Source organism: Paenirhizobium cremeum, assembly GCF_047553425.1.
Lineage (GTDB): Bacteria > Pseudomonadota > Alphaproteobacteria > Rhizobiales > Rhizobiaceae > Allorhizobium > Allorhizobium cremeum.
On sequence record NZ_CP180217.1, the window covers coordinates 1149027 to 1173182 of the forward strand.

The 24156-nt window shown below is 60.9% G+C and carries 24 protein-coding genes; 19 read left to right on the forward strand and 5 right to left on the reverse strand.

What is annotated here, in order from left to right; translation table 11 throughout:
* The first annotated feature begins 118 nt into the window (after nt 1-118).
* On the forward strand, nt 119-1222 hold the full coding sequence (locus tag ACLBKR_RS05675) for an Acg family FMN-binding oxidoreductase (protein WP_414900956.1): 1104 nt from the start codon (nt 119-121) through the stop codon (nt 1220-1222).
* A gap of 120 nt (nt 1223-1342) precedes the next feature.
* Here ACLBKR_RS05675 and ACLBKR_RS05680 read toward each other — a convergent pair whose 3' ends face one another.
* From ACLBKR_RS05680 to hemB, 3 genes are all read right to left on the reverse strand, one after another.
* A complete protein-coding gene (locus ACLBKR_RS05680) occupies nt 1343-2122 on the reverse strand; it encodes an arginyltransferase (protein WP_112827225.1) in 780 nt (259 codons plus the stop codon).
* Nucleotides 2123-2267: 145 nt separating this feature from the next.
* Nucleotides 2268-2726 (reverse strand): RDD family protein, encoded by a 459-nt coding sequence (locus ACLBKR_RS05685; RefSeq protein WP_113448752.1) that lies wholly within the window; start codon nt 2724-2726, stop codon nt 2268-2270.
* 83 nt (nt 2727-2809) lie between these two features.
* A complete protein-coding gene (gene hemB, locus ACLBKR_RS05690) occupies nt 2810-3826 on the reverse strand; it encodes a porphobilinogen synthase (RefSeq protein ID WP_112827223.1) in 1017 nt (338 codons plus the stop codon).
* 125 nt (nt 3827-3951) lie between these two features.
* Between hemB and ACLBKR_RS05695 the strand changes: the two genes are divergently transcribed.
* Together ACLBKR_RS05695 and ldtR are read left to right on the forward strand one after the other, a co-directional pair.
* Nucleotides 3952-4389: a DUF6163 family protein gene (locus tag ACLBKR_RS05695; RefSeq protein ID WP_112827222.1), complete on the forward strand. Its 438-nt coding sequence runs from the start codon at nt 3952-3954 to the stop codon at nt 4387-4389.
* 130 nt (nt 4390-4519) lie between these two features.
* Nucleotides 4520-5029 (forward strand): transcriptional regulator LdtR, encoded by a 510-nt coding sequence (ldtR, locus tag ACLBKR_RS05700; protein ID WP_112827463.1) that lies wholly within the window; start codon nt 4520-4522, stop codon nt 5027-5029.
* Here ldtR and ACLBKR_RS05705 read toward each other — a convergent pair.
* Nucleotides 5026-5829, reverse strand: coding sequence for a YrbL family protein (locus tag ACLBKR_RS05705; protein ID WP_162757768.1), 804 nt, complete (start codon nt 5827-5829; stop codon nt 5026-5028). The two genes, ldtR and ACLBKR_RS05705, sit on opposite strands and share 4 nt — an antisense overlap.
* A 173-nt stretch (nt 5830-6002) precedes the next feature.
* Between ACLBKR_RS05705 and ACLBKR_RS05710 the strand changes: the two genes are divergently transcribed.
* The 10 genes from ACLBKR_RS05710 (at nt 6003) to ACLBKR_RS05755 (ending at nt 18925) form a co-directional block, all read left to right on the forward strand.
* On the forward strand, nt 6003-7331 hold the full coding sequence (locus ACLBKR_RS05710; protein ID WP_112827220.1) for a L,D-transpeptidase family protein: 1329 nt from the start codon (nt 6003-6005) through the stop codon (nt 7329-7331).
* Between the two features lie 189 nt (nt 7332-7520).
* Nucleotides 7521-8894 carry an aminotransferase class I/II-fold pyridoxal phosphate-dependent enzyme gene (locus ACLBKR_RS05715; RefSeq protein WP_414900961.1) on the forward strand — a complete coding sequence of 458 codons (1374 nt, stop codon included), beginning with the start codon at nt 7521-7523 and terminating at the stop codon, nt 8892-8894.
* Between the two features lie 245 nt (nt 8895-9139).
* A complete protein-coding gene (locus tag ACLBKR_RS05720; protein ID WP_414900963.1) occupies nt 9140-11104 on the forward strand; it encodes a putative bifunctional diguanylate cyclase/phosphodiesterase in 1965 nt (654 codons plus the stop codon).
* Between the two features lie 140 nt (nt 11105-11244).
* On the forward strand, nt 11245-12534 hold the full coding sequence (glyA, locus tag ACLBKR_RS05725) for a serine hydroxymethyltransferase (RefSeq protein WP_113338750.1): 1290 nt from the start codon (nt 11245-11247) through the stop codon (nt 12532-12534).
* 9 nt (nt 12535-12543) lie between these two features.
* Nucleotides 12544-13020 (forward strand): transcriptional regulator NrdR, encoded by a 477-nt coding sequence (nrdR, locus tag ACLBKR_RS05730; RefSeq protein WP_112827217.1) that lies wholly within the window; start codon nt 12544-12546, stop codon nt 13018-13020.
* A 33-nt stretch (nt 13021-13053) separates the two neighbouring features.
* Nucleotides 13054-14115 carry a bifunctional diaminohydroxyphosphoribosylaminopyrimidine deaminase/5-amino-6-(5-phosphoribosylamino)uracil reductase RibD gene (gene ribD, locus ACLBKR_RS05735; RefSeq protein WP_162748262.1) on the forward strand — a complete coding sequence of 354 codons (1062 nt, stop codon included), beginning with the start codon at nt 13054-13056 and terminating at the stop codon, nt 14113-14115.
* A gap of 326 nt (nt 14116-14441) precedes the next feature.
* Nucleotides 14442-14900: a 6,7-dimethyl-8-ribityllumazine synthase gene (ribH, locus tag ACLBKR_RS05740; RefSeq protein ID WP_112827215.1), complete on the forward strand. Its 459-nt coding sequence runs from the start codon at nt 14442-14444 to the stop codon at nt 14898-14900.
* 6 nt (nt 14901-14906) lie between these two features.
* On the forward strand, nt 14907-15386 hold the full coding sequence (gene nusB, locus ACLBKR_RS05745) for a transcription antitermination factor NusB (protein ID WP_112827214.1): 480 nt from the start codon (nt 14907-14909) through the stop codon (nt 15384-15386).
* Between the two features lie 18 nt (nt 15387-15404).
* The gene (locus ACLBKR_RS05750) at nt 15405-16634 is read left to right on the forward strand and encodes an MFS transporter (protein ID WP_112827213.1); all 1230 of its coding nucleotides are present in this window, start codon (nt 15405-15407) and stop codon (nt 16632-16634) included.
* Between the two features lie 152 nt (nt 16635-16786).
* Nucleotides 16787-18925 (forward strand): sodium-translocating pyrophosphatase, encoded by a 2139-nt coding sequence (locus ACLBKR_RS05755; RefSeq protein WP_414900968.1) that lies wholly within the window; start codon nt 16787-16789, stop codon nt 18923-18925.
* A 79-nt stretch (nt 18926-19004) separates the two neighbouring features.
* Here the strand turns inward: ACLBKR_RS05755 and ACLBKR_RS05760 are convergent, their stop codons facing one another.
* The gene (locus ACLBKR_RS05760; RefSeq protein WP_112827211.1) at nt 19005-19502 is read right to left on the reverse strand and encodes an outer membrane protein assembly factor BamE; all 498 of its coding nucleotides are present in this window, start codon (nt 19500-19502) and stop codon (nt 19005-19007) included.
* Between the two features lie 269 nt (nt 19503-19771).
* On the opposite strand from ACLBKR_RS05760, the gene ACLBKR_RS05765 reads away from it, so the two are divergent.
* The 6 genes from ACLBKR_RS05765 to ACLBKR_RS05790 all read left to right on the forward strand — a co-directional run bounded on the left by ACLBKR_RS05765 (nt 19772) and on the right by ACLBKR_RS05790 (nt 24117).
* Nucleotides 19772-20317 carry a ubiquinol-cytochrome C chaperone family protein gene (locus tag ACLBKR_RS05765; protein ID WP_113456940.1) on the forward strand — a complete coding sequence of 182 codons (546 nt, stop codon included), beginning with the start codon at nt 19772-19774 and terminating at the stop codon, nt 20315-20317.
* Between the two features lies 1 nt (nt 20318).
* Complete coding sequence (locus ACLBKR_RS05770; protein WP_113426002.1) at nt 20319-20876, forward strand: DUF177 domain-containing protein; 558 nt, start codon at nt 20319-20321, stop codon at nt 20874-20876.
* Nucleotides 20877-20975: 99 nt separating this feature from the next.
* A complete protein-coding gene (gene plsX / locus ACLBKR_RS05775; protein ID WP_112827208.1) occupies nt 20976-22022 on the forward strand; it encodes a phosphate acyltransferase PlsX in 1047 nt (348 codons plus the stop codon).
* 21 nt (nt 22023-22043) lie between these two features.
* Entirely contained in the window at nt 22044-23015 is a 972-nt protein-coding gene (locus tag ACLBKR_RS05780; RefSeq protein WP_112827207.1) for a beta-ketoacyl-ACP synthase III, read from the forward strand.
* Between the two features lie 107 nt (nt 23016-23122).
* Entirely contained in the window at nt 23123-23461 is a 339-nt protein-coding gene (locus tag ACLBKR_RS05785; protein ID WP_112827206.1) for an integration host factor subunit alpha, read from the forward strand.
* Nucleotides 23462-23583: 122 nt separating this feature from the next.
* Entirely contained in the window at nt 23584-24117 is a 534-nt protein-coding gene (locus ACLBKR_RS05790) for a MerR family transcriptional regulator (protein WP_113338833.1), read from the forward strand.
* Nucleotides 24118-24156: the final 39 nt, after the last annotated feature.

The window sequence follows — 24156 nt, forward strand, 5'->3', positions numbered from 1 at the left end:
GTTGGGCGTGATCCCTGAGGAAGCGGATTCTGGCGTCCGGTTCCCGTGTCCTTGATCCTGGGCAAGAGCTTGTGCGGTTTATCGGCTAGACTGCCGTCGAAGAAGATGGAGGCTGGCGATGTTGAGCAGGCGAGCGATGCTGACAGGCGGGGCGGGGCTCATCGCTCTCGGAACCGGAGGAACTGTGCTTGCCCTCGGTCTCGGGAGCCGTCGGTATCAGGACTATGCTGAGAGGATTCGCGCGCCGCTCGGCGCCGATCCGCCGCTGGTCGAACTGGTGCGCCATGCGACGCTTGCCGCCAACGGCCATAACACCCAGCCATGGGTTTTCCGCCTTTCCGGCGACCGCATCTCCATCCGTCCGGATTTCTCGCGCCGTACGCCGGCGGTGGATCCTGACGACCATCATCTTTATGTGAGCCTTGGCTGCGCGCTCGAGAATCTTGTGATCGCCGCCGCGTCGGCAGACCGTGTTGCGGAGGTTGCGGTGGTGGACGAAGGGCAAAACGGCGTGGCCGTGACGCTGTCCCGTGGTGCTCCGAGCGACGAGCGGTTGAAGGAAATGGCCCCTGCAATTCCGTTGAGGCAATCGACCCGCAGCGTCTACGACGGCAGGCCGGTTGCCCCGGGGGATCTGGAAAGCCTGGCGAAAAGCGCGGCGGTCGCAGGCGTGGATACCGTTCTCGTCACGCAACGTTCGCAGGTCGACCGGGTGAGAGACCTCGTCATTGCCGGTAACGACGTCCAGATGGCGGATCGCGCTTTTATCCGAGAGCTCAAGGATTGGCTGCGCTTCAGTCCTTATGTCGCGATGCACAGGGGTGACGGCCTGTATTCGCCGGCAAGCGGCAATCCGGCATTGCCGGAATGGCTCGGGCCGGTCGCGTTCGATCTCGCTTTCAGGCCCGGTTCCGAGGCCGACAAATACAAGCGCCACATGGACAGTTCGGCCGGGGTGGCGGTCTTCTCCGCCGCCGCGGAGGGACCGGCCGGCTGGATTGCCGTTGGGCGGGCATGCCAGCGTTTCTGCCTTATGGCGACCGTGCTGGGTCTGAGGACTGCGTTCGTCAACCAGCCGGTCGAGGTCGCGGCGCTGCGAGGGGACCTTTCCGTCCTGGCAGGCCTTGGTGGACGGCGCCCTGATATCGTCCTGCGCTTCGGCTATGCGCCGGCGATGACCTATTCGCCGCGGAGGCCCGTCGAAGCGGTCATAGAAGTCTGAGGTTCGCGGGCTGCAGGCATTCGGTCCATATTCGTGCGAACGATTTTCCCATCGGCGGAACGACCACGATACCGTCGGGAGACCCGGTCCTGCGGAAGCCCGGTCGGGAAGGGGATGATGTCATGTTTTTGCCAGAGCGGCCGCCTGCTCGTCGGGGATGTAGCGTTCCCATCCCTGGTTCGTCAGGTGCTCCTGGGGCAGGAAGCGGGTCTTGTAGTCCATCTTGTTGGAACCGCGCACCCAATAGCCGAGATAGACATGCGGAAGTCCGAGCGCCTTCGCCCGGTTGACATGGTCGAGAACCATCATCGTGCCGAGAGACCGCTTTACCATGGCGGGGTTGAAGAAGGAGTAGACCATGGAGAGCCCGTCGCTCATCAGATCCGACAAGGCGACCGCCACCAGTTCTCCGCGCGGCTGGCCGCCGAGCCCGTCACCGGGCGCGCGCAGCCGATATTCGATGACGCGGGTCTGCACATGCGTATCTTCGACCATGATGGCATAGTCGAGCGCAGACATGTCGGACATGCCGCCTTCCTGATGCCGATGATCCAGGTAGGTACGAAAGAGTGAAAACTGTTCGGTCGAGGGCTGGGCGGGAAAGACGGTCGAGACGATGTCCCGGTTCGTGGCGCTCACCCGCTTGAAGGAACGGCCAGGCTCGAACTCATCGACGAGAATGCGCACCGATATGCAGGCGCGACAGGATTCGCAGGCGGGGCGATAGGCGATGTTCTGCGACCGGCGGAAGCCACCCTGCGTCAGCAGGTCGTTCATCTCGGTCGCACGCGGACCGACGAGATGGGTGAAAACCTTGCGCTCCATTTCCCCCGGCAGGTACGGGCACGGCGCCGGCGCCGTGAGGTAGAATTGCGGGGACGGAGACGTCTGGGTGTTCATCTTGGCGGTCGGATTCCTCTGGCGACCATGGTTTTCATTAGCATGGCGCAAGAATAAAAAACGTCAACTATCCGTCATCAAAGAAGAACACGCCAAACCCTGGAGGATGGCGTGTTCCGCACGTTTTGTTCGGATGAGCGCGTGTTCAGGCGGTACGGACAGCCGCCGTGCCGAGCAAAAGGTCGTGCACAAGCCGCGATTTTTCGATGAACAGGCCGGCCAGCAGAATCAGCGGCGTCAGCACCGAATTCAAAATCCAGAACAGTGCGAGGTGCGCGATCGCGGTGACGAAATCGATCTTGCGGCCATCGAGGCGGACCATGGCAACGCCCATGGCGCGCATTCCCGGCGTTGCCTGGCTCGGTCCCGCAAGGGAGAGACCGAAATAAAGGCCCGCCACGACGAAGAACAGGATCGGATAGAGCAGCCAGCCGAAGCCCAGCGTGATGATGCCGAAAAAGAAGACGAAGATGGCCGCCGGGATCCAGAGAGCCCCAACAAGCAGGTAATCGATCAGGAAAGCGAACACCCGTCGCGACAGCACGCCGCTATAGGCCCGCCAGTCGTCCGGTGCTGCATAGATCGGGTTGGTGTCGAGGCTCATGGTCGGCTCCGTTGTCATTCACCAAAGCATATGGGGACAGACGGCGGAAAAACAATGGCTCCGGCCGTCTGCCCCTGAAAGCCTCAGCCGTTCTTGGCGAGATGCCGCGCCACATCCATGGCGAAATAGGTGAGAATGCCATCGCAGCCCGCACGCTTGAAACAGAGCAGCGTTTCCAGCATGACCTTGTCGCCGTCCAGCCAGCCGTTCAGCGCCGCGGCCTTGATTTGTGCGTATTCCCCGGAAACCTGATAGGCGAAAACCGGCAGGCCGAAGGCCTCCTTCATCCGCCAGCAGATATCGAGGTAGGGAAGGCCGGGCTTGACCATCAGCATGTCTGCGCCTTCCTCGACATCGAGCGCAGCATCGCGGATCGCTTCGGTCCCGTTGGCCGGATCGATGTAGTAGCTCTTCTTGTCGCCCTTCAGCAGCCCGCCGGTCGAGATGGCCTCGCGATAGGGGCCGTAATAGCCCGAGGAAAATTTCGTCGCGTAGGACATGATGCCGACATTCTGGTGCCCGGCGGCATCCAGCCCGCGGCGAATGGCGCCGATGCGCCCGTCCATCATCTCGGAAGGAGCGATGATGTCGGAGCCGGCGTCTGCCTGCAGCACTGCGGCGCGCACCACCTGTTCGACGGTTTCGTCGTTGGCGATTTCGCTGCCGCGCAGGATGCCGTCATGGCCGTGGCTGGTGAAGGGGTCGAGTGCAACGTCGGTGATGACGCCGATATTGGGAACGGCTTTCTTGATTGCAGCCGTGGTGCGGTTGATCAGGTTGTTCGCCTCAAGGATCTGCGATCCCGTCTCGTTGCGCAGTTCCATCTCGATATTCGGAAAGGTCGCCAGCGCCGGAATGCCGAGATCGGCCGCCTCCTTCGCTGCCTCGACAGCCTTATCCACAGACATTCTGTTGACGCCCGGCATGGAGGCGACGGGCTCGACGATGCCTTCGCCGGGAACGACGAAGATCGGCCAGATGAGGTCGTCGACCGTCAGCCGGTTTTCCTGGACCATGCGTCTTGTCCAGTCGGCCTTGCGATTGCGCCGCATGCGGCGGTGCCCGGTGATCTCGTCGACCAGATGTGTCTTGTCCTGCATGGTATTGCCTCGTCTTCCTCTGCAAGGGGGAACCCTGCTGTAATCCAGCAATTGAAAAACCGCAAAGAGGCGCTTCGTCGCGCCATGACTGGCAACGACACGCCCCTTGCGCATATGCTTCGCGCATGGAGCCTGATTCTCAACATGCACCGAAAGGCAGCGTCGCGGAAATCCTGTTCGTGATCTTTTTGAGATTGATCGCGATCGCATGCCTGTGGTTCGGCCTGCAATACTGGGGGATGCTGGTCGGCTATTCGCTGGGCGGGCAGGGACGCTTCGACCTTCTGTCACTGCCGTGGAAGGTCGCGGGCGCCAGTCTCTCGGTCATCTTCCCCGTTGCGGCCCTCGGGCTTTGGCTGACCGTCTCCTGGGGGCCGGTCATCTGGGCGCTGGCGGCCGGAACGCAGATCCTCATGCACGGCCTCTGGTCCGGGGTTTTCGGCGCCAATCCGATCGTGATTGCCATGCATGCTTTGGTCGCGCTGGTCTATGTCGTGTTCCGCCTGGCGCTGTGGCTCGAAAAGCGCCACAAACAGGAGGAGATAAGGCTTGATTTACCGTAATGTCATCGCTCTTGCCGGTAAACTCTTGTTAAGCCTGCGTTTTAAGTAGAATTTTATGTGCATTGGATATGGTCACTCACAAGGCGGGAGAAAAACAAAGCCGCCAGACAAAACAGTGAGGCAGACCGACATGAACACCAAGCTCAAGCCGCAGCAGAACACCCTGGCACCGCAGGACGAGGCGATCCGTTCGCTCTACATGGAATCGCTCCATCTCGTTGAACGCCTGCACCGCCGCCTTCTCGACGTCATCAAGGACGAGTTCGACCGTCAGGGTCGCAGCGACGTCAACGCCGTTCAGGCACTTCTGCTGTTCAACATCGGCAATTCCGAATTGACCGCCGGCGAACTGCGTTCGCGCGGCTACTATCTCGGCTCCAACGTTTCCTACAACGTCAAGAAACTGGTGGATCTCGGCTTCATCAACCATCAGCGCTCGCGCATCGACCGTCGTTCGGTCCGCATCAGCCTGACGGAAAGCGGCCAGGAAATCGCCGAAACCGTTGCCAAGCTCTACGAGCGGCATATCGGCTCGATCCAGAAGGTCGGCGGTATCGGTTCCGACGAGTTCACCCAGATGAACAAGCTGCTGCAGCGTCTGGACCGCTTCTGGAACGACCAGATCTTGTATCGCCTCTAAGCAACGGGTTTGCTTGCCAGCTCTGGCCGGGATGCATTGGTTTGCTTCCCGGTCCACTCCGCTTTAAGGGCCGGATAGCGTGCGAAGATGGCCTCGAAAAGACCGTCTCGGGCGCGTTTGAGACGTCGCCTGTTGAGGAGGGGGCTGAGCGAGCGCAGCGGGATAATATTCTTCTCGCCGATCCCGTCGATGACCACGAATTCGGGTCGGCCGGAGCGGGTTTCGCTATATAGAAACTGCCGCATATGCATGTCGGAGAGCACCACGTGCATCTCCATGCAATCGTCGAAAAGGCGATTGAGCGCTTTCAGGTGCTTGAAGGCCAATGCACCGTTCTCAAACAGTTTTTCAAGCGTCGGGGCAAGTGCGTCGCCGGTACCGCCGATCTTTTCGGTCACGAGCGCTAGCCCGGCTGTCGTCGACACCAGGCCGCAGGGCACCGCAATCGGCGGCGCGCCCCGCAGGTCTTCGTTCCAGCGACGGCTGAGGATCAGGTATTGGGTGAGTTCCCGCCGAAAGCCGCGATAGACACCGAGCGGGTTTGTCCGCTTCATCAGGCTTTCGCCCTTCAGACGGGCATCTCCGGATGTCCTCGCCGGATCTATGATTTTTAGAACCACATCCTGCATGTCCGGGTGCGTGTAGACACGTTTTAGTGATCCGGCCGTCTCGAACTTGCATTCCGCGATATCGAGCCGGCTGCTAAACCTGCCGTGAAAGTCCTTGCGTGCCATGGCGTTCTTCGATCGTAATATTTTGTAACAAAACATAATATGACAGGAATACGACAGTTCGTGCAATAGCCGGAGCCACGAATTGGCCATATTGGTGTGTGAGCGCCGGACATCAAAGGACGGTCATGTATCCGTCGCGGCGCCTCAGGCCTGTATGCCGAAAACAGGCCCTGGCGTCCGTTTGTTAACCATGCCTTGCTAGAGGATGGTTTTCGTTTGAATTGAAAACGGTAGGGAAGATGTCGAAGAAATCCGGAATTGTCGACTTGTCACGCCGCGCCCTGTTGCGCGGTGCCGCAGCAGCAGGCGCAGCCGCCATCGCCGGTCAGGCCGCAGCACAGACGGCCGTCGATGAGTTGATCACCGCTCCGAGGCGCGGCAACTGGGACGACCAGTTCGATGCTCAGGCTTCCCGCGCAACGGCAGCTGTCGTGTCGAACACGCCGATGCTCAGCGCCAGCAATCTCATTAACTTCCAGCAGGCCATTGCCAACTATCAGGCCATCGTCTCCAACGGCGGCTGGCCGCAGGTCAATCCCGCGGTAAAGCTCAAGATCGGCGTCATCGACCCGTCGGTCCAGCAGCTTCGCCAGCGCCTGATGATCTCCGGCGACCTCGACCGCTCGGCCGGCATGTCGAACGCCTTCGACACCTATGTCGATGACGCGGTGAAGCGTTTTCAGGCACGCCACGGTCTGCCGGAGGACGGCGTTCTCGGCGAATTCACCCTGAAGGCCCTCAACGTTTCCGCCGACACCCGCCTGATGCAGCTGAACGTCAATCTGCAGCGCCTCCAGGACATCACCGCCAAGCCGATTGAGTATCGTTACATCGTCGTCAACATTCCCGCGGCCTATGTAGAAGCCGTCGAGGGCGATCGGGTGGCGCTTCGCAATACCGCGATTGTCGGCCGCGACACCCGCCCGTCGCCTCTGGTCAGCTCCAAGGTGTCCGACATCATCCTCAATCCGTACTGGACTGCGCCGCGCTCGATTGTCGAAAAGGACATCGTGCCGCTGATGCGTAAGGACCCGACCTATCTGGCGCGCAACAACATCCGGTTGATCGATGGCAAGGGCAATGAGGTGTCGCCAGAGAGCATCGACTGGTTCGCGCCCAAGGCGCCGAACCTGATGTTCCGCCAGGACCCAGGCAAGATCAATGCGATGTCCTCGACGAAGATCAACTTCCCGAGCCCCGAAGCCGTCTACATGCACGACACGCCGACGCAGGGCCTGTTCAACAAGCTGATGCGCTTCGAGTCCTCGGGCTGTGTGCGCGTCCAGAACGTGCGCGACCTGATTGTCTGGGTGCTGAAGAACACACCCGGCTGGAACCGCCAGGAGATCGAGCGCGTGATCGCAAGCCGCGTCAACACGCCGATCCCGGTTTCGGATGAAATCGGTGTTCACTGGGTCTACCTGACTGCCTGGTCGGCGAAGGACAACGTCGTCCAGTTCCGTGACGACATCTACGGAAAGGACGGAAACGCCCAGTTGGCCCTGCAGACCAACATCGGCGTCGAACAGGTCTCCGGTTCCGTAGAGGACGATATCCTGCCCCAATAAACGGCGCATGCATCCGCCGCCCCATGCTCGAGCGGGGCGGCGGACGCGCGTTAACGATCGCGCAGCATACCGCTATCGGGTGACGAGTTCTAATCGTTAAAAATTCATTAAAATTTTCAGTTGTGTTAACCATCAGCCGAAAATATCATCTGACTGGCCATTTGTTTGAGTTGGAGGCTGGGACCCACGATGGATATGAGTAGCTCGAGCCGGAAAGTCAGCATTCCAGCAGCAGCCCTTCAGGGCAGCCTGAGGGACTATCGGGCGCCGACAGGTCCCGATCTTGTCGGTCGCGTCGACGGTTTCTTCGAATGGCAGGATTTGCGGCGGCGAAACGAAGTGTGGCCATATGCCCGCTCGACGGAAACGGCGCCGGCAACCTTTTGCAAGGTGCGCTCCGATGCGGACCGAAGCTTCCAGGGCATCAATTTCGCTTCCCAGGATTATCTCAGCCTTTCCTCCCATCCGCGCATCAAGCAGGCGGCGATCGAGGCGGTCGAACGTTATGGCGTGCACAGCGCCGGCTCGGCCGCTCTCCTCGGCAATACGGCCAACTCGCTTGAGCTCGAAGCCAAGTTTTCGGATTTCCTCGGGGGCAGGGAGGTCGTGCTCTACCCCACCGGCTGGTCGGCCGGTTTTGCTTCCGTGCAGGGTTTCGTCCGTCCCGACGATCATGTGGTCATGGACGTGCTTGCCCATTCCTGCCTGCAGGAAGGTGCGCGCGCAGCCACCCAGAACATTCATCATTTCGCCCATCTGAATACCGGGGCGGTAATCCGGCGGCTTAGCAAGATCCGTGAGAAATTCCCGGATGCCGGCATCCTCGTGGTCACGGAAAGCCTCTTCTCGATGCATTCCGACGTGCCGGATTTCGCCGGTCTGCGCGAGGCATGCGACACGTATGGGGCGACGCTGCTGATCGACTGCGCCCACGATCTCGGCGCAATGGGCCCGGGCGGTCTCGGCAATCTCGGGGCGACCGGAATGCTTGGCGCTGCCGATGTGCTGATCGGTTCCTTCTCGAAGAGCTTTGCCTCCAACGGAGGTTTCGTTTCGGTAAAGACGCGGAGCGCGGCGGAGTACCTAAAATACTTCAGCGCCACCCAGACTTTTTCCAATGCGCTCTCGCCGGTTCAGGCCGCGGTGGTCGCAACGGCGCTCGATATCATCCGGTCCGAGGAGGGCGACGAACGGCGCCATCGTCTGATGGACAACATTCTCTATCTGCGGCGAACCGTGGAAAATACGGGGCTTCGCGCGCTCGGCGTGCCATCACCCATCGTGCCGGTCTTCGTGGGCAGCGAAGCGCTCGGACGACTGATCGCGCGCCGTCTCCCCGATTTCGGCGGCATCGCCAATCTTGTCGAATATCCGGCTGTTCCGAAGGCGGAATCGCGGTTCCGTTTCCAGGTGATGGCGGATCATACCCATGCCGATGTCGACCGCGTCGTCGTAGCATTGGGGCAGGCGCTCGATGCGGCGCGCACCGATCTCGAGCTCTGCGTGACGACGGATGAAAATCCCTTAAAATCGCCGGGTACCGCCGCCTCGGCCGCAGCTTGAGTGAAAGCTTATATGCTTTTTGTTAGGCGTACATAGCGTCAACATGCCTTTTTTGTCGTCAAACGCCGATGTTAACAGCGTTTAACGATTGAATTTACTGTTTGGAAACACATTTCACACAGAGTTGACGAGCTCTGCGGTTGAAAGGCTGTCGCATGACACTTGTTTCCCGGCTCGAGACAGCCATCGATTGGTTGACGCCGGCGCATCTGAAAGAAGATGTGCACACGCGTAAACGCGTACGCATGTTTCTCATCAGTCATATGTTCGGGCCCATCACCGGCGCGCCGATACCCATAAGCTTGTTCGTCATCGATCCGGCTCCCTCTCCGCAGGTGCCGATCCTGGCGGCCTCGATTTTCGGCTTCTGGCTCTTTCTTCCGCTGATAAAGCTGCTTCCACGCAGCTACGGCGCGCTGGCGCAGCTTTCGATCCTCAACCTGAACTTCGCCATACTCTGGGGTTCATACCACTACGGCGGGGCGAGCTCTCCCTTCCTGATGTGGTATGTCGTCATGCCGATGCTCGCCTTCTTCTATATGGGGGCGACGCTGGTGACGCGTCTCGTGGTGCTGTCCCAGCTCATGCTCGGCCTGTCGATCTTCGTGGCGGCCTATATCTTCCACGGGGAGCGTTTCCCCGACAATATACCGCTCGAAAACATGGTCTATGCAGGCATGGTTTCGGCTTTCAGCGCGACCGTCTATGCCTTCTTCATGGCCAGTTATTATGCCAGCGTCGTCGACAGCCAGTCGGAGCTCATCAAGGAGATCGCCCGCCACGAGAAGACGCTCGAAGAGCTGACCGAGGCCAAGGAGGAGATGGAGCAGGCCAACGCCGCTCTGATAAACGCCAAGAACCTTGCGGAGGCGCGCAACCGCGAACTCGAGGCGACGAGGGCGAGCCTGGAATACAATGCCCTCCATGACGCCCTGACCGGCCTCCCGAACCGGCGCTTCCTCGATCATGTACTGGCGCAATATGCCGAATCCTGCCGGCGAGACGGCAGCGGCATCGCATTGCTGCATGTAGACCTCGACCGCTTCAAGCAGATCAACGATACGCTCGGCCACACAGCGGGCGATAATATGCTGATCTATGTCGCGAAACTCATAAAGTCGGAGGTCGGTGAAGACGATTTCATCGCGCGTGTCGGCGGCGACGAGTTCGTTATCGTCAGTCACGTGACGGAGGAGAACAACGAGGCACTTTCCGCCAAAGCGGACGGACTGATCGAAAAGATACGTCAGCCCGTGCCCTATCAAGGGCATCTCTGCCGCGTCGGGGCCAGCGTCGGCATTGCCGTCGGCATGGGTGAGAAGGTCGATCCGAAGAGCCTGCTGGTCAATTCCGACATCGCGCTTTACCGGGTGAAGCAGCGGGCCAAGGGGCACAGCGAATTCTTCTCCGAGGAAATCCAGCGCGAGATCGTCGACACCAAGCGGACGGCGGACGACATCCTGCGGGGCATAGAGCAGAAGGAATTCATCAGCTTCTACCAGCCGCAATTCGATGCACGCACCCATGAGATCGTCGGTGTCGAGGCGTTGGTCCGCTGGAACCACCCCACCAAGGGGATACTGGCGCCCTCGCATTTCCTCGGCATTGCCGACGACCTGAACGTGCTCGGCACGATCGACGGCATCATTCTCGACCGGGCGATCGCCGATCTGGAGCACTGGAACACCCTCGGCCTCGCCATACCCAAGGTGGCCGTGAACGTGTCGGCCCGGCGCTTGAATGATCGGCAGTTGATCGACAATCTCCGGACGATGAAATTCAGGCCCGGCACCGTCTCGTTCGAACTGGTGGAATCGGTCTTCCTCGATGAGACCGACGAGGCGATATCCTCCAACATAGAGCAGATCAAGGAACTCGGCATCGAAATCGAAATCGACGATTTCGGCACGGGCTACGCGTCCATCGTCAGCCTGCTGAAGCTCAATCCGAAGCGGTTGAAGATTGACCGCCAGTTCGTCGCGCCGGTGCTGATTTCGCTGGAGAAGCGGCGGCTCGTGTCCTCGATCATCGATATGGGCAAATCGCTCGGCATCGAGGTGATCGCCGAAGGCATCGAGACGATGGAACAGGCGCAGATTTTGAAGGAACTCGGTTGCGACGTTTTGCAGGGCTACGCCTTTGCAAAGCCGATGACGTCCGTCGATCTGGAACGGTTCGTCGAGCAGCATCAGTGGCGCCAGGCTTCCTGATTGCCGCCTCCCTTTTCGGAAATTCTCCCGGCTCGCAGCGTCCTATCGCTCTTTGATGCGCAAATGTCGCGTCCCGTATTGCCCTTGACCATTCGTGGCGGTAAGACCCCTTGGCATCAACCCGTCAGGAGCATTCAATCATGTCGAACACAGATGCCTTCTTTTCCCGTCCGCTTGCCGAAACCGATCCGGAAATCTTCGGCGCGATCGAGAAGGAACTGGGTCGCCAACGTCACGAAATCGAGCTGATCGCCTCGGAAAATATCGTATCCCGCGCAGTCCTTGAGGCTCAGGGTTCGATCATGACGAACAAGTATGCCGAGGGTTATCCGGGCAAGCGCTATTATGGCGGCTGCCAGTTCGTGGACATCGCCGAGGAACTGGCGATCGAGCGCGCCAAGAAGCTGTTCGGCGTCAACTTCGCCAACGTCCAGCCGAATTCCGGTTCGCAGATGAACCAGGCCGTTTTCCTCGCTCTGCTGCAGCCGGGCGACACCTTCATGGGCCTCGACCTCAATTCCGGGGGCCACCTGACCCACGGTTCGCCGGTCAACATGTCCGGCAAGTGGTTCAACGTCGTCTCCTACGGCGTGCGCGAAGGTGACAACCTGCTTGACATGGATGCCGTTGCCGAAAAGGCCCGCACCCACAAGCCGAAGCTGATTATCGCAGGCGGCACCGCCTATTCCCGTATCTGGGACTGGAAGCGTTTCCGCGAGATTGCCGACGAAGTCGGCGCCTACCTGATGGTCGATATGGCCCACATTGCGGGCCTCGTCGCCGGTGGCCAGCATCCGTCGCCGTTCCCGCATTGCCATGTCGCGACCACGACCACGCACAAGTCGCTTCGTGGCCCGCGCGGCGGCATGATCTTGACCAATGACGAGGATCTGGCGAAGAAGTTCAACTCGGCCGTCTTCCCCGGCCTGCAGGGTGGACCTCTGATGCATGTCATCGCCGCCAAGGCCGTGGCCCTCGGCGAGGCCCTGCAGCCGGAGTTCAAGGATTATGCGGCCCAGATCGTCAAGAACGCCAAGGCTCTTGCCGAAACCCTGATCGCCGGCGGCGTGGATGTCGTGTCGGGCGGCACCGACAACCATCTGATGCTGGTCGATCTGCGCAAGAAGAACGCGACCGGCAAGCGGGCGGAAGCCGCCCTCGGCCGCGCCTACGTCACCTGCAACAAGAACGGCATCCCGTTCGACCCCGAAAAGCCATTCGTCACCTCCGGCGTTCGTCTCGGCACGCCGGCCGGCACGACCCGCGGCTTCAAGGAGGCCGAATTCAAGGAAATCGGCAATCTCATCATCGAAGTTCTCGATGGCCTGAAGGTTGCGAATTCCGACGAGGGCAACGCCGCAGTCGAGGCGTCCGTCCGGGAAAAGGTGGTCAAGCTGACCGGCCGCTTCCCGATGTATCCTTACATGTAAGGAAGACGCATGCGCTGCCCCTTCTGCGGTTCGGACGATACCCAGGTCAAGGATTCCCGCCCGGCGGAGGATAACACCTCCATCCGCCGGCGGCGTATTTGCCCGGATTGCGGCGGTCGCTTCACGACTTTCGAACGGGTGCAGTTGCGCGAGCTCATGGTTGTCAAGAAAACCGGTCGCAAGGTGCCCTTCGATCGCAACAAGCTCGTGCGCTCGTTCCAGATTGCGCTGCGCAAGCGGCCGGTCGACAACGATCGCATCGAGCGTGCGGTTTCCGGCATCGTCCGTAGGCTGGAAAGCTCCGGCGAGACCGAAATTTCCTCCGAAGAGATCGGTCTGCAGGTTCTCGAGGCGCTGAAGAGCCTCGATGACGTCGGTTTCGTGCGCTATGCATCCGTCTATCGCGACTTTTCCCATGCGGAAGACTTCGAGCAGGTGATCGCGGAGATCAATGCGAAGATTTCCCGCGATAGCGGCATGGAGTGATCCTTGGCCGCCGCGCCGGATGACGAGCGCTACATGGCGGCCGCGATCCGCCTGTCGCAGTGGAACCTCGGCCGCACTTCCACCAATCCTTCCGTGGGTTGCCTGATCGTCAGGGACGGCATCATCGTCGGTCGCGGCGTTACCGCCGAGGGCGGCCGGCCCCATGCCGAACCGCAGGCTCTTGCCGATGCCGGGGAAAGGGCGAGGGGAGCGACGGCTTATGTCACCCTTGAGCCCTGCTCGCATCACGGCAGGACACCGCCCTGCGCCGATGCCCTGATCGCAAGCGGTGTTGCCCGTGTCGTCGTTTCCGTGACGGACCCCGACGAACGGGTGTCGGGACGGGGACTTGCCATGCTTGAGGAGGCGGGCATTGAGGTGGCAAGCGGCGTTCTGGAAGAGGAGGGTCGCAAGGCTCTGTCCGCTTACCTCACCCGTCAGACGAAGGCGCGTCCACAAGTGATTCTGAAACTTGCCGTTTCGCAGGATGGCATGATCGGCCGCGATGGAGCGGGGCAGGTGGCGATCACCGGTCCTCTCGCTCGCGCTCAGGTACAGATGCTTCGCGCGGAGACCGACGCGATCCTCGTCGGGATCGGCACCGCAATTGCCGACGATCCGGAACTGACGGTACGCTTGCCGGGACTTGCGGACCGTTCACCCTTGCGCATCGTCCTCGATCGCAGGCTGGAATTGCCTCTCGGCTCGAAGCTGGTGAGAAGCGCCAGAGAGGTTCCGGTCGTCTCTATTGCCGGCGCGGACGACGACGAAGGCTTCTCCGGCCGGAAAAATGCCCTGCAGTCGGCCGGCGTGGAGGTCCTGCAATCGGAGGATCTCGAAGCGCTTCTGTTTGCGCTTACCGCTCGCGGTATTTCGTCGCTGCTGGTCGAGGGCGGAGCGCGCGTCGCGCGATCCTTTCTCGATCTCGGGCTGGTTGATGAGATCTGGCTCTTTCGGGGCGCCACTGTCGTCGGAACGGGCGGCATTGCGTCTCCGGTGCTTCCGTCGACCGTGCCGCCGGACTTCGTTCTCGCTCGCTCGCTCGCCTTAGGTCCTGACGGCCTGGAGATCTTTCGTCGCTCCGACGTCGAGTGAACCCTGCTCAGCGCCAGAACAGCAGGATAAGAATGATGAGCGGAATCGGAACTCCGAGTAGCCATAGCAATATGCCGCGCCCCATGTGAAATCCTCCTCTGTCAGGGCGGCAGACCGTTTCGATGGCGGCTACCGCTGGTTTGGTGACGGGTGATAAAGGTTTGAGGAAAGCCTTTTGTTCCGGCCGGCGGCCGTCAGGAGGCAGGACGGCGTGCTCTCCCGAGGGGCGGTTTCAGCTAAAAACACTTGCCATCGGCGATGCGCCGTGGTTTGACCCGTCTGACCGGCCGATGGCCGCACTCTCTTTAAAAACCGGGACCGGAATCATGGCAAAGAAGAAATCCGCACCGCATCTTCTGATCGTCGAGGCACGATTCTACGATGACATGGCAGATGCGCTGCTGGACGGCGCGACGGTTGCCTTGAAGGAAGCCGGTGCGACGTATGATATCGTCACCGTTCCGGGCGCCCTCGAAATTCCGCCGGCGATCGCCATGGCACTCGATGCTGCCGATGACGGCGGTGTCGCCTATGACGGTTTCGTTGCGCTCGGCATGGTCATTCGTGGCGAGACCTATCATTTCGATATCGTCGCCAATGAATCCTCGCGTGCTCTCATGGATCTCGCCGTGTCCGAATCGCTTGCGATCGGCAACGGCATCCTGACGGTCGAGAACGACGAGCAGGCCTGGGCCCGCGTTCGTCGTACGGATAAGGACAAGGGCGGCTTTGCCGCCCGCGCGGCGTTGACGATGATCGCGTTGAAGGAAAAACTGGGTAACTGACGAAACATGTCGAAGGAAGAAAACCAGCCGGTAAAATCCGCCAATCAGCGCGGGGCAGCCCGCCTTGCCGCGGTGCAGGCGCTCTACCAGATGGATATTGGCGGCACCGGCGTTCTGGAAGTTGTGGCCGAATACGAGGCGCATCGCCTTGGCCAGGAAATCGATGGCGATACATACCTGAAGGCCGATCCTTCATGGTTCCGTTCCATCGTGGCAGGCGTCGTGCGCGACCAGAAGGTGATCGACCCGATGATCCGCCAGGCGCTGCAGGACGACTGGGCGTTGTCGCGCATCGATAGCACCGTTCGCGCCATTCTTCGTGCCGGCACCTTCGAGCTTTTGGAGCGCAAGGACGTGCCGATTGCGGTGATCGTGACGGAGTATGTCGAAATTGCCCGCGCCTTTTTCGAGGAGGACGAACCCAAGCTCGTCAACGCTGTCCTCGACCGCATCGCCAAGCAGGTGCGCGCTCCGGCGAAGAAATAATCTGAAGGACTGACGGGAATGACCGCTGCGGAGCCTCAAGGGTTGGACGGCCAGTTGCGCTCTGCGAAACGCAATGTCTTCCTCCTGACGGCTGCCCAATCCATCCTGGGTTCGGCCGCACCCCTCAGTTTCTCGGTCGGCGGGCTTGCAGGCTTCCAGCTTCTCGGCGCCGACAAGTCGCTTGCAACCGCACCGCTGACCGGCTTCAACGTCGGTGTGGCGCTGGGGGCGATCGTCGTTGCGGCCGCCTCGCGCATTCTTGGGCGGCGCGAGAGCTTCATGCTCGGCGCGCTGATGGGGGCAACCGGCGGCGCGGTCGCGGCGCTCGCCCTGTTCCGTTCCGATTTCTGGCTTTTTGCTTTCGGCCTGCTGCTGATCGGTCTTTCCGGCGGGTTCACCCAGAAGATCCGTTTCGCCGCCGCCGATGCCTCTCCGAGTTTCTACAAGGGCAAGGCCATCTCCTGGATTCTCGCCGGCGGCATCGTGTCGGCGATTGTCGGACCGCAGCTTGCCATCTGGCTGAAGGACGTGATGGCCCCGGTCACCTTCGCCGGCGCATTCATGGGCCTCGTGCCGCTGATGTTGCTGGCGATCGTGGTTCTGGCTTTCCTGAGATTGCCGGATGCGGCGGGCAAGGTTGGTGAGAATGGCGAGCCTGCCAGACCTCTGCGTGAAATCGTCGCGACGCGGCGTTTCATCACCGGCATGATCTGCGGCATCAGTTCCTATGCCTTGATGACCTTCATGATGACCGGGGCGCCGCTTGCCATGGTCGTCGGTTGCGGCTTTTCATCCGAACTCGCAACGCTCGGCATTCAGTGGCATGTCATCGCCATGTTCGCCCCAAGCTTCTTCACCGGCATGCTGATTTCCCGCTTCGGCACCGAAAGGGTCGTGGCGGCAGGACTCGTGATTTTGATGGCCTGCGCGGTCGTCGCCCATATCGGCGTCGAACTCTGGAATTTCTGGGGCGCGCTCGTGCTGCTCGGCATCGGCTGGAATTTCGGTTTCATCGGCGCAACCGCTATCGTTGCTTCCAGTTACCGCCCGCATGAGGCCGACAAGGTTCAGGGCTTCCACGATATCATCCTGTTTGGCACCGTCGCGCTCTCCTCCTTTTCCTCGGGCAAGGTTTTCACTGCCTTCGGCTGGTCCGTCATGAACCTCGTCGTCTGGCCGGTGACCATTGTCTGCCTCGTTCTGGTGATTGTGCAGATGCGCGCCACCGCTGCCGCAAGGAAGAGTTGAACCCTTTCGGCTGCGACACCGGCGGGACTTGACGTACAGGAAAGCGCAACGCAATCTCGCCCCCAAGCCGGACGACCTCGGAGGAGGGGGCCGAGTCCGGATGTCACCGCCCGCGAGGAGTGAGGCGCGGGCAATACGGGAGGGTATTGCGAATGACAGTTTTACCAGTCGTTATTTTGTGTGGTCTTCTTTCTGTGGCCTATGCGATCTGGGCCACACGTTCCGTGCTGGCGGCCGATCAGGGCAATGCCCGCATGCAGGAGATCGCGGGCTATATCCGCGAAGGCGCTCAGGCTTACCTCGCTCGTCAATACCTGACCATCGCCATCGTGGGTGCCGTTGTCTTCATCGGTGCTTGGGTTCTGCTGTCCGCGACCGCCGCAATCGGTTTCCTGATCGGAGCGGTGCTGTCCGGTGCCGCCGGCTTTATCGGCATGCATGTCTCGGTCCGCGCCAACGTGCGCACCGCTCAGGCCGCATCACAAAGCCTTTCCGCGGGGCTCGACATCGCCTTCAAGTCCGGTGCCATCACCGGCATGCTGGTGGCCGGTCTCGCCCTTCTCGGCGTTTCCATCTATTTCTACGTGCTGACCGCGGTACTCGGCCATCAAAGCGGCTCGCGCGAGGTGATTGACGCGCTGGTCGCGCTCGGTTTCGGCGCATCGCTGATCTCGATCTTCGCCCGTCTTGGCGGCGGCATCTTCACCAAGGGCGCCGACGTCGGCGGCGATCTCGTCGGCAAGGTCGAGGCCGGCATTCCGGAGGACGATCCGCGCAATCCGGCGACCATTGCCGATAACGTCGGCGACAATGTCGGCGACTGCGCCGGAATGGCCGCCGACCTCTTCGAGACCTATGCGGTTTCCGTGGTCGCAACCATGGTTTTGGCCGCGATCTTCTTCGCCGGCACGCCGACGCTCGATATCGCCATGACTTACCCGCTCGCAATCTGCGGCGCCTGCATCGTCACCTCGATCGTCGGCACCTTCTTCGTCAAGCTCGGTACCAGCGGTTCGATCATGGGCGCTCTCTATAAGGGCCTGATCGTCACCGGGGTTCTGTCGATCCTCGGCCTCGGCGCGGCCACCTCGCTCACCGTCGGCTGGGGCTCGATCGGCAATGTCGCCGGTCTCGACATCACCGGCTGGAACCTGTTCATCTGCGGCATTCTCGGCCTTGTCGTGACCGCCCTGATCGTCGTGATTACCGAATTCTACACCGGCACCAACAAGCGGCCGGTCAATTCCATCGCCCAGGCTTCCGTAACCGGCCATGGCACCAACGTCATCCAGGGGCTCGCCGTCTCACTGGAGTCGACTGCGCTTCCGGCGATTGTCATCGTCGGCGGAATCATCGCGACCCATCAGCTTGCCGGCCTGTTCGGCACCGCAATCGCCGTCACCACCATGCTTGGCCTTGCCGGCATGATCGTGGCGCTCGACGCATTCGGTCCGGTCACCGACAATGCAGGCGGCATTGCTGAAATGTCCCATCTGCCGCCGGAAGTGCGCAAGTCCACCGACGCGCTCGACGCGGTTGGTAACACCACCAAGGCGGTGACCAAGGGCTATGCGATCGGTTCGGCAGGCCTCGGCGCGCTCGTGCTCTTCGCCGCCTATTCCAACGACCTACAGTATTTTGCCGCCAACAGCGACAAATACCCGTATTTTTCGGGCATCGGGGATATCTCCTTCAGCCTGTCCAACCCCTATGTCGTGGCCGGGCTGATTTTCGGCGGCCTTATTCCCTATCTCTTCGGTGGCATTGCCATGACCGCGGTCGGCCGTGCTGCTGGATCGATCGTTGAGGAGGTGCGCCGACAGTTCAGGGAAAAAGCCGGCATCATGCAGGGCACGGAGCGGCCGGACTACGGCCGCGCCGTCGACATGCTGACGAAGGCGGCCATTCGCGAGATGATCGTCCCTTCGCTGCTGCCGGTGCTGGCTCCGCTCGTCGTCTATTTCGGTGTGCTGCTGATCTCGGGTTCCAAGGCCTCCGCCTTCGCCGCACTCGGCGCCTCGCTGCTGGGTGTCATCGTCAACGGCCTGTTCGTGGCGATCTCCATGACCTCGGGCGGCGGTGCATGGGATAACGCCAAGAAGAGCTTCGAGGACGGTTTCGTCGACAAGGACGGAGTGAAGCACCTGAAAGGCTCCGACGCCCACAAGGCATCGGTAACCGGCGATACGGTCGGCGACCCCTACAAGGATACTGCCGGCCCGGCCGTCAATCCGGCGATCAAGATCACCAATATCGTCGCCCTGCTGCTGCTTGCGGTGCTGGCAGGCTGACGGCTTTCATTCTGCTGAAACGAAAGAAACCGCGGAACAGGCTTCCGCGGTTTCTTTTTTGTCGGTTCCTGCCGTGCGGTCAGGTGCCACCCAGCATATTCTTGATGCTGTTGGCCGCGCCGCCGCCGCCGGAAAGAATCTGTTGCAGGAAGGTGAGGTCCTTGCCGCCCGTCGGAGTGGTGCGGGAAATCATGTCGAAGACCTTGCCGTCCTTCATCGTGTAGTTCGCGCGCTGCGACACGACGCCGTCCTTGTCAAAGTAGATGGCGAGAATCTGCTGCTCCACCAGCCGCTGCTTCATGAAGGCGACCGAGCGCGTGCGCGTCTGCGATATGTAATAGAAGACTTCGCCGTCAAACGTCGCGGTCGTGGACGGCGTGCCGAGCGACAGGAGCACCTGCTCGCGGCTGGAGCCGACCGGCACGAGGTCGAGCGCGTTCTGGTCTACGACGTAGCCGTTGTGGAAGACCTCCTGGGTGGAGCAACCCGAAAGGCTCGCGACCGCCACAGCAAGGGCGACAGCAGTGCATCCGAGAACGTTCCTGTTCGATCTGAGGTACCGCATTTCCAACCGCAAGTCTCCCATGACTCTAGATATGGACGTTCGAGAAAACGTCCGCAAACCTGTTGCGCATACCATTGTGGCCTTTCCGGGGACAAACGGCCGACTGCGAAAAACTCGCATTCGCTCCGGCGGTCGGAGACCGGCGTCGCCGTGCCGGCGGGTGCAGGCAGGCAGAAACGGCATTGCAATTCACGCCTGCTTCGGTAAACCAGCTTTCGCAATCATGCAACATGAGCATGGGCAGGCGGGCTTGTTCCTGCGGTTCTTTTTGGTGGAATTGAATGGTATTCGGCTTCTTCCGGCAGAAAAAGCATAACCGGCTCATCGTCGAGCGCCAGTATGCGGCGTTGACTTCCGCCGCGCGCACGCCGTTCTTCTATTCCGACCTCGGTGTTCCCGATACCGTAATGGGCCGTTTCGAAATGCTGTCCATCGTCCTGATTCTGTTCTTTCGACGCACCGCGCGTTCGCCGCGCAGCGGCCAGGAAATCGCTCAGGAGATCGTCGATGCCTTCTTTCAGGACGTCGATCATTCGATCCGCGAACTCGGGATCGGCGACCAGGGCGTGCCCAAGCGCATGAAGAAGCTGGCCGGCATGTTCTACGGCCGCCTTGAGTCTTATACAGGCTGTCTCGACAAAGGTGCGCGCGAGGAGTTGGCGGCGGCGCTTCGGCGCAATATATACCCGGAAACGGCAGGAACTGCGCCTTCGATGCAGGGGCTTGCCGACTGGATGATCGAGGCCGAGCGGCATTTGGCCGGTCTTGGCGAGGACGTGATCGAGACCGGATCCGTCCGACTTGTGGTTCCCGGAGGAACGCACTGAGATGACGACGAACAGGAAGGATGCCGCAGGCTTTACGTATCTGGTCAAGGTGGGCCATATCTCGGCCAACCCGGTGCAGGTGCATGTGGAAGCCGATGAGCGCGAATGCGCCTGGCTCGCGCAATTGTGGAAGGTGCTGGCAGTGAACCTGCTGGCGGCGGATCTCCAGATCGCCCGCTGGAAAAAGGACGGTGTCCGCATCAAGGGGCGCGTTAAGGGTGAGATCGTCCAGGCCTGCGTGGTGACGCTCGATCCGGTTACGTCGGTGATCGATCAGGAGATCGACCAGATCTTCGTTCCGGAAGGTTCCAAGCTGGCGCGCATCGTGACCGACGAGGCCGGTGAAATGGTCCTCGATCCGGAAGGTCCGGATCTGCCGGAGACCTTTGCCGGCGATGCCATTGATGCCGGTGCTCTTGTCGCCGAATTCGCCGCCCTTGCCATCGACCCTTATCCCCGCAAGCCGGGCATCGCTTTTGAGGGCCACCGGGAGGGTTCCGCCGAAGACGACCGGCGTCCTTCGCCCTTTGCGGTGTTGAAGGACTGGAAAAAGGACTGAAGCGCCGCGGATTCCCGGCGATTTGGGTTGTGCGTGGCGGCAAAAACGGTATTTTGGCCGAAAATTTCGCCCGGCAGCGAAAAGAAGGATCAGACATAAGTGATCAGAATTTCTCTCGACGTCATGGGAGGCGACTTCGGCCCTGAAGTCGTCATTCCCGGAGCTGCCAAGGCGCTGGAGCGGCATCCCGATACGACGTTCATTCTTTTCGGTCAGCAGGAGCGCTGCATGCCATTGCTGGCGCAGTATCCGAAGCTGAAGGAAAAGTCCGTCTTCCATCATTGCGAGGTGGCGGTCGGCATGGATGAGAAGCCGAGCCAGGCGCTTCGCCGCGGCCGTTATATTTCGAGCATGTGGCGCGCCATCGAGGCCGTGAAGACCGGTCAGGCCGATGTCGTCGTTTCCGCCGGTAACACCGGCGCGCTGATGGCCATGGCCAAGTTCTGCCTGCGCACGATGGCATCCATCGAGCGTCCGGCAATCGCCGCCATCTGGCCGACGCTATCCGGTGAAAGCATCGTGCTCGACGTCGGCGCGACCATCGGCGCGGATGCGCAGCAGCTTCTCGACTTCGCCCTGATGGGTGGCGCCATGGCACGTGCCCTGTTCGAGGTGGATCGTCCGTCCGTCGGCCTGCTCAATGTCGGGGTGGAAGAGATCAAGGGACAGGAAGAGGTCAAGGAGGCCGGGCGGCTTATCCGCGAGGCGGGCCTCGACACCATCGATTATTTCGGCTTCGTCGAGGGCGACGATCTCGGCAAGGGAACGGTGGACGTGGTCGTCACCGAAGGCTTTACCGGCAACATCGCCTTGAAGACCGCGGAAGGAACGGCGCGTCAGATCGCCGAATATCTGCGCTCGGCCATGTCGCGGACCTGGCTTGCGAAGATCGGCTATCTCTTTGCGAAAGGCGCATTCGATCGCCTGCGTGAAAAGATGGACCCGCGAAAGGTGAACGGCGGCGTCTTCCTCGGCCTGAACGGCATCGTCATCAAGAGCCATGGCGGAACGGATGCCGAAGGCTTTGCTGCCGCGATCGATGTCGGCTATGACATGGCCCGCAATGGCCTGACGCAAAAGATAGAAAACGATCTGAAAAGATATCATGCCCGGCACCCCTCAGCGGCCGGTCCCGAAGCGGCATGATCCTAGGGGTAGGAAACTAATATGATCCGTGCAGTTGTTCGCGGCTTCGGGGCATCGCTTCCGAAGCGGGTGATGACCAATCGCGAATTGGAAGACCTTGTCGAAACCTCGGACGAATGGATCGTGCAGCGCACGGGCATTCGTCAGCGTCATATTGCCGGCGAAGGCGAGACGACCGCGTCGCTGGGCGCTGCCGCAGCGAAGGCCGCCTTGGACAATGCCGGCCTTGTCGCTGCCGATATCGACCTCATCATCTGTGCGACCTCCACCCCGGACAACACCTTTCCGGCAACCGCAGTCAATATCCAGAACCGGCTCGGCATCCATCACGGTTTTGCCTTCGACGTCCAGGCCGTCTGTTCGGGCTTCGTCTACGCCATGGCGACGGCCGATCTCTATATTCGCGGCGGCATGGCCAAGCGCGTCCTGGTGATCGGGGCGGAAACCTTCTCCCGCATCCTCGACTGGACGGACCGCACCACCTGCGTGCTCTTCGGTGACGGCGCAGGGGCGCTGGTGCTGGAAGCGGAAGAGGGCGAGGGCCGGACCACCGACCGCGGCGTATTGACCTCTCAGCTCCGCTCGGACGGTACGCACAAGGACAAGCTCTATGTCGACGGCGGTCCTTCGACCACGGGCACGGTCGGCCATCTCCGCATGGAAGGGCGAGAGGTCTTCAAGCACGCGGTCGGTATGATTACCGACGTGATCGAGGCGGCCTTCGACGCCACCGGCACGACCGCCGCGGATCTGGATTGGCTGGTGCCGCACCAGGCCAACCGCCGCATCATCGATGGGTCGGCGAAGAAGCTCGGCATACCGCTGGAAAAGGTTGTCGTCACCGTAGACCTGCATGGTAATACCTCCGCCGCTTCCATTCCGCTGGCGCTTGCCGTTGCCGCCGGAGACGGCCGCATCAAGAAGGGCGATCTCGTCATGCTGGAAGCGATGGGTGGTGGCTTTACCTGGGGTGCGGTGCTGCTGCGCTGGTAGGGCGAGATTCCAAATAAAGGATTTCATACAAGCGCTTGACCGTCACGCCCAAGGGCAATACTCTCACACCGCTTCAACAAGATCATTGATTTAAACGGGCGGGACACATGGCCGGAAAGACAGTGACGCGAGCGGATTTGGCGGAATCGGTCTTTCGCAAAGTTGGCCTCTCACGCACCGAATCGGCGGAACTCGTCGAAACCGTGATCGATGAGATCTGCAACGCCATCGTTCGTGGCGAGACCGTAAAGCTTTCTTCTTTTGCGACCTTCCAGGTGCGCAGCAAGAATGAACGCATCGGCCGCAATCCCAAGACGGGCGAGGAAGTGCCGATTTCGCCGCGTCGGGTGATGACGTTCAAGGCGTCCAACGTGCTGAAGCAGCGGATTCTCCGGGCGCATCTGTCCCGAAAGGCCAAGCAAAAGCCGCAAAGCCCGGTGTCGTGATCGGCTCGGCCGATTGATTGAGGCGTTCTAACCCTGATAGGGCGCTTGAATTTCTCTGCGCAAATCGTTGAAATAGCCGGCGAGTCGCGCCGACGCGCGTGTCATGGAGCATGAACATGCAGTTGGATAAGAGCCCGGATGCCTTCCGCACCATCAGCGAAGTTGCGGACGATCTCGATCTGCCGCAACATGTGCTGCGTTTCTGGGAAACGCGCTTTCCTCAGATCAAGCCGATGAAGCGCGGTGGAGGACGCCGTTATTATCGGCCGGACGATGTCGAACTGCTGAAGGGCATTCGCCATCTGCTTTACGATCAGGGTTATACGATCAAGGGCGTTCAGAAACTTCTGAAGACCAACGGCAACAAGTTCGTGATGGCGGTGGCTACCGGCGATCATGCTACCATGGAAGCGCTGATCGCGGCAAACGCCCAGAAAACGGACGAGCCGAAACTCGGCCCTCCGGACGAGGACCAGGTCGTCGGACGCCCCAAGGCGAAAGTCAGTGGCCGATTCTTCGGATTCGGTGGCGGCGACGACGACATGCCCGAAATCTCGGTCGGAAAGAGTACGGTGGGCAAGGAGGATAGGGCGTTGTTACAGGAAGCGCTTTTCGACCTCCTCGAATGCAAGCGGCTGCTCGATCAGGTCCGCTGAGGCTTCCGTCGCCTGTGCCCCGCATGGGGCTTGCACAAG